The sequence below is a fragment of the Pseudomonas graminis genome (assembly GCF_013201545.1).
In the GTDB taxonomy this organism is placed as follows: Bacteria; Pseudomonadota; Gammaproteobacteria; order Pseudomonadales; family Pseudomonadaceae; genus Aquipseudomonas.
The window spans coordinates 3,801,138-3,815,150 of record NZ_CP053746.1 but is presented as its reverse complement, the minus strand read 5'-3'; the positions used below and the strand labels follow the sequence as shown (position 1 = coordinate 3,815,150).

At 59.3% G+C, this 14,013-nt stretch carries 17 protein-coding genes, 1 tRNA gene and 1 pseudogene; 5 read left to right on the top strand and 14 right to left on the bottom strand.

The annotated features are described in order from the left end of the window. Nucleotides 1-9: 9 nt before the first annotated feature. Together FX982_RS17110 and FX982_RS17105 are read right to left on the bottom strand one after the other, a co-directional pair. Nucleotides 10-1,002 (bottom strand): TauD/TfdA family dioxygenase, encoded by a 993-nt coding sequence (locus FX982_RS17110; protein ID WP_172611742.1) that lies wholly within the window; start codon nucleotides 1,000-1,002, stop codon nucleotides 10-12. Nucleotides 1,003-1,039: 37 nt separating this feature from the next. Then, entirely contained in the window at nucleotides 1,040-1,240 is a 201-nt protein-coding gene (locus FX982_RS17105) for an MbtH family protein (protein ID WP_122538284.1), read from the bottom strand. Nucleotides 1,241-1,585: 345 nt separating this feature from the next. Here FX982_RS17105 and mltA point away from each other — a divergent pair, with 345 nt between their 5' ends. After that, nucleotides 1,586-2,743 carry a murein transglycosylase A gene (mltA, locus tag FX982_RS17100; RefSeq protein WP_122538282.1) on the top strand — a complete coding sequence of 386 codons (1,158 nt, stop codon included), beginning with the start codon at nucleotides 1,586-1,588 and terminating at the stop codon, nucleotides 2,741-2,743. Nucleotides 2,744-2,862: 119 nt separating this feature from the next. After that, complete coding sequence (locus FX982_RS17095; RefSeq protein WP_172611741.1) at nucleotides 2,863-4,074, top strand: MFS transporter; 1,212 nt, start codon at nucleotides 2,863-2,865, stop codon at nucleotides 4,072-4,074. Between the two features lie 75 nt (nucleotides 4,075-4,149). Here FX982_RS17095 and FX982_RS24560 read toward each other — a convergent pair whose 3' ends face one another. Continuing rightward, nucleotides 4,150-4,548 (bottom strand): DUF2934 domain-containing protein, encoded by a 399-nt coding sequence (locus FX982_RS24560; RefSeq protein WP_240356686.1) that lies wholly within the window; start codon nucleotides 4,546-4,548, stop codon nucleotides 4,150-4,152. 10 nt (nucleotides 4,549-4,558) lie between these two features. Then, the gene (locus FX982_RS17085) at nucleotides 4,559-4,891 is read right to left on the bottom strand and encodes a DUF883 family protein (RefSeq protein WP_172611740.1); all 333 of its coding nucleotides are present in this window, start codon (nucleotides 4,889-4,891) and stop codon (nucleotides 4,559-4,561) included. Between the two features lie 169 nt (nucleotides 4,892-5,060). On the opposite strand from FX982_RS17085, the gene pseH reads away from it, so the two are divergent. Beyond that, the gene (pseH, locus tag FX982_RS17080) at nucleotides 5,061-5,615 is read left to right on the top strand and encodes a UDP-4-amino-4,6-dideoxy-N-acetyl-beta-L-altrosamine N-acetyltransferase (protein WP_172611739.1); all 555 of its coding nucleotides are present in this window, start codon (nucleotides 5,061-5,063) and stop codon (nucleotides 5,613-5,615) included. A gap of 59 nt (nucleotides 5,616-5,674) precedes the next feature. On the opposite strand, the gene FX982_RS17075 is transcribed toward pseH, so the two are convergent. The 5 genes from FX982_RS17075 to FX982_RS17055 all read right to left on the bottom strand — a co-directional run bounded on the left by FX982_RS17075 (nucleotide 5,675) and on the right by FX982_RS17055 (nucleotide 7,687). Beyond that, nucleotides 5,675-5,893 (bottom strand): hypothetical protein, encoded by a 219-nt coding sequence (locus FX982_RS17075; protein ID WP_122538275.1) that lies wholly within the window; start codon nucleotides 5,891-5,893, stop codon nucleotides 5,675-5,677. 147 nt (nucleotides 5,894-6,040) lie between these two features. Further along, on the bottom strand, nucleotides 6,041-6,262 hold the full coding sequence (locus tag FX982_RS17070) for a hypothetical protein (RefSeq protein WP_172611738.1): 222 nt from the start codon (nucleotides 6,260-6,262) through the stop codon (nucleotides 6,041-6,043). Nucleotides 6,263-6,325: 63 nt separating this feature from the next. Further along, nucleotides 6,326-6,616: a hypothetical protein gene (locus FX982_RS17065; protein ID WP_172611737.1), complete on the bottom strand. Its 291-nt coding sequence runs from the start codon at nucleotides 6,614-6,616 to the stop codon at nucleotides 6,326-6,328. A gap of 614 nt (nucleotides 6,617-7,230) precedes the next feature. Continuing rightward, nucleotides 7,231-7,407 carry a hypothetical protein gene (locus tag FX982_RS17060; RefSeq protein WP_163023176.1) on the bottom strand — a complete coding sequence of 59 codons (177 nt, stop codon included), beginning with the start codon at nucleotides 7,405-7,407 and terminating at the stop codon, nucleotides 7,231-7,233. A gap of 82 nt (nucleotides 7,408-7,489) precedes the next feature. Then, nucleotides 7,490-7,687, bottom strand: a complete 198-nt coding sequence (locus FX982_RS17055) for a hypothetical protein (protein WP_172611736.1) — start codon at nucleotides 7,685-7,687, stop codon at nucleotides 7,490-7,492. Nucleotides 7,688-8,196: 509 nt separating this feature from the next. Between FX982_RS17055 and FX982_RS17050 the strand changes: the two genes are divergently transcribed. Both FX982_RS17050 and FX982_RS17045 read left to right on the top strand, forming a co-directional pair. Then, nucleotides 8,197-8,469, top strand: a complete 273-nt coding sequence (locus FX982_RS17050) for a hypothetical protein (protein ID WP_254074813.1) — start codon at nucleotides 8,197-8,199, stop codon at nucleotides 8,467-8,469. 862 nt (nucleotides 8,470-9,331) lie between these two features. Then, nucleotides 9,332-9,652: pseudogene (locus tag FX982_RS17045) on the top strand (integrase); the annotation flags it as partial. A gap of 88 nt (nucleotides 9,653-9,740) precedes the next feature. Here FX982_RS17045 and FX982_RS17040 read toward each other — a convergent pair. The 5 genes from FX982_RS17040 to pheS all read right to left on the bottom strand — a co-directional run bounded on the left by FX982_RS17040 (nucleotide 9,741) and on the right by pheS (nucleotide 13,995). Continuing rightward, nucleotides 9,741-9,817, bottom strand: a tRNA-Pro gene (locus FX982_RS17040). Between the two features lie 107 nt (nucleotides 9,818-9,924). Next, the gene (locus FX982_RS17035) at nucleotides 9,925-10,281 is read right to left on the bottom strand and encodes a MerR family transcriptional regulator (protein WP_172611735.1); all 357 of its coding nucleotides are present in this window, start codon (nucleotides 10,279-10,281) and stop codon (nucleotides 9,925-9,927) included. Beyond that, on the bottom strand, nucleotides 10,262-10,564 hold the full coding sequence (gene ihfA / locus FX982_RS17030) for an integration host factor subunit alpha (RefSeq protein WP_002553164.1): 303 nt from the start codon (nucleotides 10,562-10,564) through the stop codon (nucleotides 10,262-10,264). Before ihfA ends, FX982_RS17035 begins: the two co-directional genes overlap by 20 nt. Before the next feature lie 3 nt (nucleotides 10,565-10,567). Next, the gene (gene pheT, locus FX982_RS17025) at nucleotides 10,568-12,946 is read right to left on the bottom strand and encodes a phenylalanine--tRNA ligase subunit beta (RefSeq protein ID WP_172611734.1); all 2,379 of its coding nucleotides are present in this window, start codon (nucleotides 12,944-12,946) and stop codon (nucleotides 10,568-10,570) included. Nucleotides 12,947-12,978: 32 nt separating this feature from the next. Beyond that, complete coding sequence (pheS, locus tag FX982_RS17020; protein WP_172611733.1) at nucleotides 12,979-13,995, bottom strand: phenylalanine--tRNA ligase subunit alpha; 1,017 nt, start codon at nucleotides 13,993-13,995, stop codon at nucleotides 12,979-12,981. Nucleotides 13,996-14,013 lie beyond the last annotated feature (18 nt).

Here is a 14,013-nt window from a genome sequence, read left to right as displayed (position 1 = left end):
ATATCGGACTCAGGAAAGGGTGTGCAGGGTGTTGCCACTGACGCCTTCGGCCATGGCAACCACGACTTTGCGCTCACCGCTGAACGGCTTGCGCGAGTGCGCCGTGAGCATGTTGTCGAGCATCAGCACGTCGCCGGTCTGCCACGGGAAGACCACTTCGCATTCGCTCAGCACGCCACGAATTTCCGCCAGCGCGTCGGCCTCCAGCGGGCTGCCGTCGCCGTAATAGACGTTGCGTGGCAGGCCTTCTTCGCCAACGGTGTCGAGGAGGATTTCCTGCATTTCTTCATCCAGGTTCGACAGGTGAAACAGGTGTGCCTGATTGAACCAGACCCAGTCTCTGGTACGCGGATGCTGGGCGACGCCTTGCACCAACTGCCGGGTGCGCAGGTCGCCGTCCTCGTTCCAGTCGCACTGGATACCCCGGCTGCGGCAGTAATCCTCGACGTCGCTGTGACGGTCGGTGTTGAAGACCTGCTGCCAGGTCAGGTCGAGGCCGTTGCCATAGTTGCGCACGTACATAAGCCGCTTCTCTTCGAAGCGTTTGCGCAGGGCCGGACTGATGCGCTGGAACACGCGGCGGCTGTCGGCAATCGGCGTTTCGCCTCCGCTAACAGCGGCTTTGGCGCAGTAGAAGAAGATGCGCATGGGCCATTCGGTGGTGTAGGCCTGTTCGTTGTGCAGGGGGATCGAGCGGTGGGCCGGGTATTCGGTGGAGGTGTAGACGCCTTTGCCATCGACCTGGCTGCGCGGGGTGGAGCCGAATTCGTAGTTGAGCAACGGATGGCCGAAGGAGGCGGCAAATCGCTGGAAGCCTTCGACCCCTTCAGGGGTGAATCCGCTGAAGAGGATGGCGCCGTCGCGCTCCAGGGAGTGGTTGACGATGCTGCGCAGGGCGTCGATTTCGGCGGCCAGGGAAACCCCGGCCTGGCCGGGCTGGACGCGCAGGGGAAAGCCGGCTTCGAGGCGCAGGCGTTCGGGGGTGAGCATGCGCATGTTCATGGGCGGTACGCTCCTGATGTGGCTGAAGGGGGTGGATTCAGGCCATGGCCTTGCGCAGGCTGAGGGGACGCATGTCGGTCCAGACGCTTTCGATGTGGTTGAGGCAGGTCTGTTTGTCGCCTTCGACGCCGACGCTTTTCCAGCCGTCCGGGATGGCTTTGTAGTCGGGCCAGATGGAGTACTGTTCTTCGTGGTTGATGACGACCCGGAACTGTGTGCTTTCGCTGTCGAAGCTCATGTGTAAACCCTCATGGTGTTGGAACGGCGCAGGTAAGCGCGCCTTACCTGAAAGACGAATGAGGGGACGAAGTGGTTAGTCTTTTTTTAAAAACCTTCAAAGCTGATCAAGCGCGGATGAGGTGCGACGGACACGGTGAAGCGAATGTGTCCACCTAGGGGTCGGTACACCCACCGAATATCGGGGTTTGAGATAAAGCATTCGCGCGCAAATCCGCCGCGCATTCAAGGCGCTGGCGCCGCCACGTGAGCTTTCATGCAAATCATTCCCTCATCCATTTGACGCAGCCCTCGGCTTTCACCAAGCTAGCCGCCTTCGCATGATTCTCAGGAAACACCCCGCGTGATGACCACAAGCCTGCACTGGCGCCGTTTCGTATTCTGCCTCGCTCCATTGATCGCTCTGCTCGCTGCCTGCGACGGCGGCGCGCCAAAGACCAAGCCTTCCGAAGCGACGACCTACGTCAGCGTCGAGTGGGACAAACTGCCGGCGGTGAACGACACCGACCTGATGGCCGGCTACAACAGCTGGTTCTCGGCGTGCAAGCGTCTGGCCAAGGACCCGGTCTGGGGCGGCACCTGCGCCCTCGCCGCCCAGGTGCCGCAGAACCCGGCTGCCGTGCGCGACTTTCTCAAGAATCAACTCCAGGTCTACAGCCTGCGCTCCTCCGAGCACGGCGCCAACGGGCTGATCACCGGCTATTACGAACCGATCTACAAAGGCAGCGAGCAACGCAACGACGCACACCCGGTGGCGGTGTACGGCGTGCCCGATGACCTGATCATCGTCAACCTCGACAGCATCTATCCCGAACTCAAGGGCAAACGCCTGCGCGGACGCCTAGATGGCCGTGTGCTGCGTCCCTACGACGATGCCGCAACCATCGGCAACAAAGGCGCCAATGCCCCCGTACTGGCCTGGCTGGAAAACCCCATCGACCTGCAGTTCCTGCAAATCCAGGGTTCGGGTCGGGTTCAGCTGGAGAATGGCCGTCAGTTGCGCATCGCCTACGCCGATCAAAATGGCTACCCCTACAAGCCGATCGGCCGATGGCTGGTGGAGCAAGGGCAATTGACCAAGGACGAAGTGTCGATGGGCCGCATCCGCGACTGGGCGATCGCGCACCCCGAACGCGTGAATGAACTGCTGGGCAGCAACCCGAGCTATGTGTTCTTCACCCTGCGCCCGGACAGCACCGAAGGGCCGCGCGGCTCGCTGAATGTGCCGCTGACCGCTGGCTACAGCGTGGCGATTGATCGCAAGGTCATCCCCCTCGGCAGCCTGTTATGGCTGTCCTCGACCCGCCCCGACGGCACGCCGCTGGTGCGCCCGGTCGCGGCGCAGGACACCGGCGGCGCCATCGCCGGCGAAGTCCGCGCTGACATGTTCTGGGGCACCGGCGATGCGGCTGGCGAGCTGGCGGGCAACATGAAGCAGCAAGGCCAGATCTGGATGCTGTGGCCCAAGGGCGCCGCCCTGCCCGATGCCAAACCGAAGGACTGATCAAGCTAAACCGCCGACTGATGCGCCACCCGCATCAGCCGGCGTGTATCGCGGGTTGAACTGAAATCGGTTTCAAGCATCACAGCATGCTTCTTCCCGGAAACCCTCCTCGATCTCCCATGACTACTTCCCACACTCCCCCGGCCTTCAATATGGGCTGGCTGCTGTTCGCCCTTGCCATGGGCGCGTTTGCCATCGGCACCTCCGAATTCGCGTCAATGACCTTGCTGCCTTTTATCGCCAATGACTTTCAGGTGACCCAGCCCCTCGCCGGGCATGCCATCAGCGCCTACGCGCTGGGCGTGGTCATTGGTTCGCCGGTGATCATGGTCCTCGGTGTGCGCCTGCCCCGTCGCGCCTTGCTGGTGGCGCTCGCCGCCTTCATCGGAATCGCCAACGCGCTGAGTGCCATTGCGCCTTCGCTCCCATGGCTGGTGTTCTTCCGCTTTCTCAGCGGCTTTCCCCATGGCGCGTATTTCGGCGTGGCCATGCTGCTGGCCGCGTCGCTGGTGCCGAAGAACCGTCGCGCCCAGGCGGTCTCCCGCGTGTTCCTGGGGCTGACCATCGCCACTATCATCGGCGTGCCGTTCGCCACTTGGATCGGCCAGACCCTCGGCTGGCGCTGGGGTTTGGCCATTGTCGCCGGACTCGCCGCGATCACGGCGGTGCTGATCCGCTGCCTCGCGCCCGCGTCGCCTGCCGAAGCTGACGCCAGCCCGTTGCGCGAACTCAACGCGCTGCGCTCGCGGCAAGTCTGGCTGACCCTGGGCATCGCCGGCATCGGCTTCGGCGGGATCTTCTGCGTGTACACCTATCTGGCGGCCACGCTGATCGAGGTCACCCACGCTTCCGATTTCATGATCCCGGTGGTGATGGCCGTGTTCGGCGTGGGCACCACGGTGGGAAACCTCATCTGCGGATGGGCCGCCGACCGCGCAACCATGCTCGCCGCAGGCGTCTCGCTGGGCTTCACCGCGCTGGTGCTGGCGCTCTACCCGTCGGCCACCGATAACCTGTGGCTGCTCATTCCGCTGGTGTTTTTCATCGGGTGCGGTGTGGGCCTGGCAGCGATTCTGCAAACCCGCCTGATGGACGTTGCCCCCCACGCGCAATCCCTGGCGGGCGCACTGGTGCAAAGCGCATTCAACGTGGCCAACGCCATCGGGCCACTGGTGGGTGGCTTGGTGATTGCGGCCGGTTACGGTCTGCCGGCCACGGGCTATGCGGCAGCGGCGCTGACCCTTGGCGGGTTGGGCATGTGGTATTGGGCACTGATGGATGCGCGGCACGCGGAGCGCCGCGTTGTCAGGCATCCGACCGGGTCAGTTTGAACGCAGAGCGCTGCCTGATCGCCACGTTGATCCGAGCGTCGCCCTGACACTGCGCCCGGGCGCGCTCTGGACCTCTCATGCGTCGGGGCCTGACTCGTCGGGCGACGGGAACAAGGTATCGACCTTGTGCTTGCTGGAAGTGCGGACCGGCGCCATGGCAGCGGACTCCGCCAGGCGCGTGGCCATTTCCCAGTGACGGGATTCCTGCCCTTCCGGCTTGCCTTCGGTCTCCCAGATCAACTGGGCCAACTGACGAACAGTGTCTTCGTCGACATTCATGCGTATCCCCCATTTATGCTTGCGCAAGACATTGGCCGGCGCCAAAGCGGTGCCGAATCCATCGTCCGCTACGGTACCCGCCATGAACAGTACCAGCCGGTAACGAGGGTAAATGACGGGCGTGCAGAGGCCGGCGAACGCCAGCCGGCCGCTGGTCGGACTTAACGGATCCACCGGAAATCGACGGCGAACCACAATGGCCTCCTCAATCCCTGTTGCGTTTGAGCAGCAGGCTGGCCACCAGGCCCAGTCCCGCAGCCACACTGACGGCCGCCCATGGATGGGTCGTCACGTAGGACTTGGCAGTGCCCACCGCTCGGGTCAGCGCGGGTTGGGCGTCCATTTCGATTTCGGTCACCGCAGTGGTGCCACGGGCAAGGAAATCCTTGAGCCGCTCATGGGCCTGAGTGGTGCGATCCTCGTTCAAGGCATCCCCTGCCGCCAGCAAGGCATTGGTCTCATCGAGAAAAGTGTTCAGCTCGGAACGCGTTTTCTGATAAAGATCTTCACGCAGTTGTTCAGTGATATCGCTTGCCATAATAATTCTGCCTCCTGGGGTGTGAGAAAGGTTGACTGAAGCGCGAATCGATTCGTTCCAGTGACTTTTAAAAAACCGCCTTTCGCAACGCCTGGCGTGATGAGCATCGCTCGCCGACCGGCATGGGGCGGGACTCAATAGCCTTATGATCTGTTTAGAAAGAGACTCCATGAACATCGTGCCGATCCTCGAGCTGCCCGTTGACCAGCAAGCCCACGTCCGGCAACTGCGCAATCAACCCGACGTGCGTAAGTTCATGTACACGGACCATGAGATCAGCGAGGCCGAGCATCTGAGCTGGCTAGAAACGCTTCGTGCCAGTTCGCGGCAGCAAGTCTTCGTCGTGCTGATTGAGGGCGCGGCGGCAGGCGTTGTCTCGCTGAGCGCCATCAACACCACCCACCGCACAGCAGATTGGGCCTTCTATCTCGACACCACGCTGCAGGGCAAAGGCCTTGGCAGTCAGGTGGAGTTATGGATGCTCGACCACGCGTTCGGCGCCGTGGCGCTGGAGAAACTCAACTGCGAAGTGCTGGAGATCAATCCGGCAGTGATCAAGATGCATCAGAAATTCGGTTTTGTGATCGAGGGCGTTCGACGTGAAAACATCATTCGCGATGGCAAACGCGTCGGCGTGGTGCTGTTGGGCATCACCAAAACCGAATGGCAAACACAGCGGCCCAAGGTGCTGGCTGCAGTTGAGCGTATTGCCGGGCGTCGGTAGAGAGTCGCCCGAGCTGCGCAGCTAAGAGCGAGCAGGATCGCCCAGCAGAAAGGCGCGCGTCAGGCGATATTCATCAGCCGGACAGCGGGACGTTCATCAGCCTTGCAGTACAAATAGTCGCGCCACTTTCTGAAGGCGCTCTGCTGCCTGACAAACGCCTCTTCCCACTGCGTTCCTCCGACGTGCTCAACAGGGATAGACATCATTTGCTCGGTAGCCTGATCCAGCTCGCTGATCAGGTCGAGGGCGTTAGGAATATCGAAAGTCTGAGGTCGCATAATCGATCCGTTTTTTTTTGGCTACTGAATGGAGTAGCCAACGCGTTGATAGTGCGCGCATCCCGACGAGTGGCTCATTTATGTTACACATTGGCCGTCATGAAAGAAAAACCCCACGCGGAGTGGGGTTTGGTGCGACGTCAGGCGCTAGCTGTTGCCAAGAGAGGGCTCTTCGTCCTCGTCGACGGGAGGATTCTCAGGGATTTCCATCTCATCCAGCCCTTTGTTACGGGCGGCGATGGCTGCGTCCTCTTCATTGTCGATGCCTTCAGCCGAATCAGCACTTGCGTCGGGATAGACCTCTTCTTCGCTACCCGGCTCGGCAGGGCCTGGATACGCGTTCTCTGGCCCGTTGTCTTCAATACCCATGATGACCTCCAGTACGAGACGCAGGAAATCTGCGCTTATAGGACAGAGGTGGGTTGAGGGGAATTAGTGCCGGGTGATTGATGAGCGGTTTGTCGGCGTGCTGTTTGACCGGTGCTGAAATACAGGGTCTTTTCTGATGTACAGCAGCCACGCGGCAAATGCAGCTTGCTGACGACGATGCGCCAGCTGCCATTGCTCACGCCCGAAAGCGGCACTGTCCATGGACATCAGCTCTGCCGTGGCTCGGTTGAGCTCATCCAGCAGGCGCCCGCTATCTTCGGCGATCATATCTGAGGCAAGCATATCTTTGCTCGTTACGAAGGGATAACTCTGACCCCGTAATTGACGCTTCATTGCGAAACGCCACGAAGGCCGGACGGGCGGTAGCCATTGGCTGTCATTTGAGGGCGAGTATGGCGGTGAGTTGAGAAGTTTGGTCAGGGATTCGACCATGTACGCTGGAATGTTGTAGTAATAGGGCTTCAACGACTTCGTCGGGACGGGGTGATTCGAACACTATACCCCTAGCACCCCCATGCTCCGATATTTCCAAGCTGTTGATTCGCTGGGCGGTGGGAATCAATCAACGGCGCCGACGCGTGGGATGCGAACTCATGGGTACGGGTCGTCGAGTTCAAACGGATAAGGGCATTTGCGGACCAGGTGGGATGAGGCTCAGTCCCCTTCGCCTCTGCGCCGGTCCGCAATCTTTGCACCTCCGAGAAGCACGAATACAAATGCGGCCTTCATTGCGATACCCGGCATCTTCGACAGGTCCCAAAATAACGCAGCCGTAAGGTCGGCGACAAAGACAGCAACTAAGAACCACTTCGCGATTTGAATATCGCGCTTCCTCAAAAGAAACACTGGTCGACTCCATCCATAGATTTCATGCTCTGGAATCTACCATGCCGTCCAGGCTCAGCCACCCCTTCCCATCTATCCACATGCCTGCCGACATACAGCTTTTACTTATTGCGCTGCATCCACCCTATCAGCATGAAGACCAAGCCAGGTATCAGCAGGCCCGGCGCCATATCGGCAAAGGTTCTCTCGGTGATTAGCCCGTTGATGCCGAAACAGAATCCGCAGACTGCTAGCGGTATACCCGTTACAAACAGCGGTTGCTTGAAAGCCTTTTCCATAAAACCTCCTTCCTACTAATCACAACATTTAACCACATGCCTGCCGGTGTACGGCCGGGTAGAGAGCTTGGCGCACCGGTCCTCAGAGCCAGCCCCTCAAAATTATTTTCAAAGACTCGTACCAACTTACGAAGCGGAAATTACCGGCGCGACCGTAGAAAATGCTTGGCCAAATCATAGCCAGGCCGAAAAGGAACAGGGCTGCTGCTGAACCCTCCAGGTCAAGTGACAGCAAGTAGATAGCCATCGCCCATAGCGCAACTCCCAGCAGCACGAACATCGCAACCCACCGAATTCAATTACGTTTCTGACGGTAGTGCATTGTCACCGCCGCCGTCCACCCCTCCACATTGAAGCCAGCCTGCATACGGCGGGCGAGGAATTCCATGCTCGAAATAAACGGAGGCTACGGCCACGCTACTCATGTCAGCACGCCGCAGTGGATTGAGCTGCTCACCCTTGACCAGATGCGTCGAGCTGATGAGCGAAAAGATAACCGCCGCCGAGGTCCAGCCCAAGCGAGTGATCTGGCGGGTATGTCGCGGCGGAATTTGCCTCGCCAATTATCGCGAGGATTGATACGAGGCAGCCGCCGACCACTTCCAACGCATCTACAAAGAGTCGTTCATGGAGGAAGCCATGCTGACGCGAGGAGTGCGACTGAAGCGCCGCCATTCATGAGCAAGGCGGTTTTCAGGGCGTTTTGAACTGACTGGATGGCAGTTCCGAACATTTCAAGGCTTGATAGGTGGTTGCAAGGCGAACAAGGTAGCCGCGATCGGTCGGCTGGTGAGTCGCATCTCATCGCCAGGTCCGCAGCTGTTCAATTATAAGGCGCTGACGGCTTGGGCCATCCTGAAGCTCAGAGGCGCCCAGGCTGGCAAGCGCTCCACGGACATGATCGTGCTGCCCGCCGAGTTCTACGAAATGAACACCCCGGAGCGTACCCGCCGCAATTGGAAAGGCGGCATCCACAAGCGCCTTGAACAGCTGGAAGAGTCGGCAGTCATTCATGCGACCCACATCTTCGACGCCGAACAAATATTCATCGATGCCGCTTGACCATGATGGCCGGTTGGCCGTAATTTGGCCCCATCATGTCGATCTTGCGTGCGGTGATACGCAGCGACCAACGACATACAACCCGACCATCTCGTCGGGTTTTTTTTAGAGTTCGGAAAACATAAGGACATGGGCATGCGGCTGGTCATTTTCGCAAGTTTTATAGCTGGGGCACTTTCCGGCTGCTCTGGAATACCCTCAGTCCCCTACGACGAACCCTCTCAAACTGAGAACTTGGCTCGAGTTCGGGTCATCACTAACTCAGATGCGTTTGGTGATAGCGTCATCGGCAGTTGCGCTCCCGCTATCCGTCATGAAATGGCTCGGGCCGGGCGTTTTGGGCGTGACGGACAGCCCAGCATCAATTATGTGCAATACCCGTTAAACCCGAAAAAAATAGGGATACCCGGAAGAGTTGCTCCCGACCTTGCTGAGTACGTTCCTGCAACTCGAATGGCTGAAGGCGTCCACAAGGAGGTCGTGACCGAGTATCGGGTCAGGGCTGATCTGCCGTTCCAGCTTGCAACTAGGGGCGCAACTTTTGGTAATAATGGCCGCTCTTTCTCGTCATGCCCTGGCCAGGCCCTCATTTACCATCTGGAGCCTGGGAAGGACTACGAAGCGTTGATAGGGCTCCGGTTCAGCATTAATGCAAACGGAGCGCCAGCTCCTACTTGTGTATTCGGAATTGCCGAGCTCGTATCTCTCCCTGGTACTAAGATCGTGATACCTAAAAGAATGGAGCCTGACGCGCCTCCGCAGACGCTTTGCAAGAAGTGACAGCTTAGCCAGCAATGGGATTCGTAGATATTTTGGGTGGTTTGCAAGCCATCGGTTTCGATGTGTCGCTTTGTGTCCGGGCAGACCTGATCGGAAGAGGCAAAAGCAGGCTGAGACCAAAGAGCACTGGACCAAGAAGGTTGAGGAGCGTTACCTGACGCTCGCATTTAGCGACGCCAGGGAGGCGGCGGATTGCTACAACGGATGGAAAGAAGAAGAGATGCCAGGCTTCCACGAAGTCAGGGCACTTTCACAGCACCTGTACAAGAAAGCCGGGAAAGATGGGCAGAAGATCGCCGGGCACGCAAGCGAGGAGATGACCAAAAACTATCAGAAGGAGCACGCCGAGGTGATCTGGTCAGAGGCCATTCCGGACCTCGATATCAGCGAAATCGCCGGATAGTTTTGCGCCAGTTTTGCGCGGTTTTTGCGCACGCCAGAAATGAAAAAGGGAATCAAGCCGGTAAGTGGCTGATTCCCTTTACAAAATATGGTCGGGACGGAGTGATTCGAACACTCGACCCCTAGCACCCCATGCTAGTGCGCTACCGGACTGCGCTACGCCCCGACTAGGCGTTACTCTGTGCTGCTTCTTCGTCGCTTCTCTTGCGAGAGCGTCGAGGAATATACCCTAAGCTTTTGAATGATGGAAGTATTTCGACGCACCGCGCGATCTCACTTGCGCAGCACGACCAGCACATCTTCCAGCTCGACAATCATCTGTTTGATCAGGTGCTTGTACTGCAGCGAATCATCCTTGACCTCATCGCTGGACATGCGCAAACGCGCGCCGCCAATGGTGAAGCCCTGATCGTAAAGCAGCGCGCGAATCTGGCGGATCATCAGCACGTCCTGTCGCTGATAATACCGGCGGTTTCCGCGGCGCTTGACCGGGTTGAGTTGAGGAAACTCCTGCTCCCAATAACGCAGAACGTGCGGTTTGACCGCGCAGAGCTCGCTAACTTCACCAATGGTGAAGTAGCGTTTGCCGGGGATAGGCGGTAGCTCGTCGTTATGACTTGGTTCCAGCATAAGCCTCAACTCGGGCCTTCAGTTTCTGCCCTGGGCGAAAGGTGACCACACGGCGAGCGGTAATCGGGATTTCTTCCCCTGTCTTGGGATTCCGGCCCGGTCGCTGGCGTTTATCGCGCAGATCAAAATTGCCGAATCCGGACAACTTGACCTGCTCGTTATCTTCCAGAGCGTGCCTGATTTCCTCAAAGAACAGCTCGACCAGTTCCTTGGCTTCTCGTTTATTCAGGCCTAGCTCTTCGTACAGACGTTCGGCCATCTCAGCTTTCGTCAGAGCCCCCATACGCTACATCCTTAACGTGGCGTTTAACCTTGCCTCTAGCGAGGTGAGAATTTGCTGCGTCGAAGCGTTTACCTCATCGTCGGTAAGAGTGCGCGATGGATGTTGCCAGGTCAAGCCGACTGCAAGGCTTTTTCTAAGCGGATCAATGCCTTTACCCTGGTAAACATCAAACAGCCTGAGGTCTGTGAGCCATTCCCCTGCATTCTCTCGAATAACGTCCAGCACGGCAGTCGCCGAAACATCACGAACGGTCAGCAGCGCCAGGTCGCGACGCACTTCCGGGAAGCGAGAAAGCTCATGGAATTTCGGCAGGCGGCCTGTCGCAACTTCAGCCAGAACCAGCTCGAAGACGAACACGGGACGATCAAGGCCCAGGGTTTTCGACAGTTCCGGGTGGAGTGCGCCGATGTAGCCGACTTCACGCCCGTCACGCTCGATACGTGCGGTCTGACCCGGGTGCAACGCGGGATGGCTACCGGGTACGAAACGGAAGTCATCCTGCGCACCGGCGAAGCCCAGTACTGCCTCGACGTCGGCCTTGACGTCGAAGAAGTCGACGACATCACGGCCCTGCGCCCAGCCTTCCGGCAGACGGCTGCCACAGATCACACCGGCCAGCATCGGCTCTTGCTTCAAGCCTTCCAGTTGACCGACGAAGCGCAGGCCACTCTCGAACAGGCGCACGCGGTCCTGCTGTCGATTGAGGTTGTGTTGCAGCGACTTCACCAGGCCCGGCCACAGGGACGAACGCATCGCCGACATGTCAGCCGAAATCGGATTGGCCAGCAACAGCGGCTCAACGCCAGGGCTGAACAGCTCAAACCATTTCTGGTCGATGAAGCTGTAGGTAATTGCTTCCTGATAACCGCGAGCCACCAGCAGACGACGCAACGCTGGCAGATCACTCCGAGCCTCGGCACGCGGTTGCGGTGCCAGACGCGCCTGCGGGTAGCGAACCGGCAAACGGTTGTAACCGTGAAGGCGGGCCAGCTCTTCGATCAAGTCGACTTCGAGGGTGATATCGAAGCGGTGGCTCGGCACTTCGACGCGCCACTGCTCGCTGGCGTGAGGCGCGACGGTGAGGTCGAGCGCTGTGAGCAGACGCTCGATTTCCGCTGCGTCCATCTTCATGCCCAGCATCTGCTCGATACGCTCGGCACGCAGGATGATCGGCTCAACGGAGGGCAAATGCTGGTCACTGACAGTCTCGATGACCGGACCGGCTTCGCCACCGATGATTTCCAGAAGCAGGCCAGTGGCGCGCTCCATGGCTTCGCGGGCCAGCTGCCAGTCAACGCCACGCTCGTAGCGATGGGAAGCGTCAGTGTGCAGGCCATACGAACGGGCCTTGCCGGCAACGGCGATCTGATCGAAAAAAGCGCTTTCGAGGAAGATATCGCGGGTCGTTGCAGACACACCGCTGTGCTCGCCACCCATGACACCGGCGATGGCCAGGGCACGCTGGTGGTCGGCAATGACTAGGGTATCGGCGCGCAGGCTGACTTCCTGACCGTCCAGCAAGACGAGCTTCTCGCCCTCCTCCGCCATGCGCACACGAATGCCGCCATTGATTTCGGCAAGGTCGAACGCGTGCAGCGGCTGACCCAGTTCAAGCATCACGTAGTTGGTAATATCGACTGCGGCGTCGATACTGCGAACGTCCGAGCGACGTAGGCGCTCAACCATCCACAAAGGTGTAGGGCGTGACAGGTCCACGTTACGCATGACGCGACCCAGATAACGAGGGCACGCCGCAGGCGCGAGCACTTCAACCGGACGCACTTCATCGTGCACGGCCGGAACCACGGCAACCTGAGGACGCGTGACGACTGCATCATAGAGCGCGCTCACTTCACGGGCCAAACCAGCCACCGACAGGCAGTCACCACGGTTGGGCGTCAGGTCGACTTCGATGCTCGCGTCGTCCAGTTCCAGATACACGCGCACATCCTGGCCCACCGGCGCGTCGGCCGGCAGCTCCATCAAGCCGTCGTTGCCCTCGCCCACCTGCAACTCGGCTTGCGAGCACAGCATGCCGTTGGACTCGACGCCCCGCAGCTTGGCTTTCTTGATCTTGAAATCGCTCGGCAACTCGGCGCCGATCATGGCAAACGGGATCTTCAGACCGGGGCGCACGTTCGGCGCGCCGCACACAACCTGAAAGGTCTCAGCGCCATTACTGACCTGGCAAACGCGCAGCTTGTCAGCGTCCGGGTGCTGTTCGGTGCTCAGCACCTCACCCACCACAACACCTCTGAAAACGCCCGCTGCCGGGGTGACGCTGTCTACTTCAAGGCCAGCCATCGACAGACGAGCAACCAGCTCGTCGCGGGACACTTGCGGGCTAACCCAGCCGCGCAGCCATTGTTCACTGAATTTCATCCTGCTCTCCTAAAGAATTCGTTACGGGCGACCTAGCGAAATTGCGCGAGGAACCGCAAGTCGTTGTCGAAGAACAGGCGCAAGTCGTTGACGCCATAGCGCAGCATCGCCAGACGTTCTACGCCCATGCCGAAGGCGAAGCCCTGGAATTCTTCCGGATCGATGCCCGACATGCGCAGCACGTTCGGGTGGACCATGCCGCAGCCCATGACTTCAAGCCAGCCGGTCTGTTTGCACACGCGGCAGCCTTTGCCACTGCACATCACGCACTCCATGTCGACTTCGGCCGAAGGCTCGGTGAACGGGAAATACGAAGGACGGAAACGCACTGCCAGCTCTTTTTCAAAGAACACGCGCAGGAACTCCTCGATGGTGCCTTTCAGGTCGGCGAAGTTGATATCGCGGTCGACCAGCAGGCCTTCGACCTGGTGGAACATCGGGGAATGGGTGATATCGGAGTCACTTCGATACACACGGCCGGGGCAGACGATGCGGACCGGAGGCTTCTGCGATTCCATGGTGCGGACCTGAACCGGCGAGGTATGGGTGCGCAGCAACATGTTCGCATTGAAATAGAAAGTGTCGTGCATCGACCGGGCCGGGTGATGGCCTGGGATGTTGAGCGCTTCGAAGTTGTGGTAATCGTCTTCCACCTCAGGGCCTTCGGCGATGCCGTAGCCGATGTGGGTGAAGAATTGCTCGATTCGTTCCAGAGTGCGGGTAACCGGATGCAGACCGCCAGTGGTCTGGCCACGGCCAGGCAGGGTCACGTCAATGGATTCGGCCGCGAGCTTGGCCGCAAGATCGGCCTCCTCAAACGATGCCTTCCGCGCATTGAGAACCTCTGTGACACGTTCCTTGGCTTCGTTGATCAGCGCGCCGACTTTCGGACGCTCATCGGCAGGCAGATTCCCCAGGGTCTTCATCACCTGAGTCAATTCGCCTTTCTTGCCAAGGTACAGAACCCGGATTTGCTCCAGGGCATTGATATCTTCAGCGCTTTGCACAGCCTCAAGTGCTTGAGAGACCAGCGCGTCCAGGTTTTCCATGTACAGACTCCAGATACA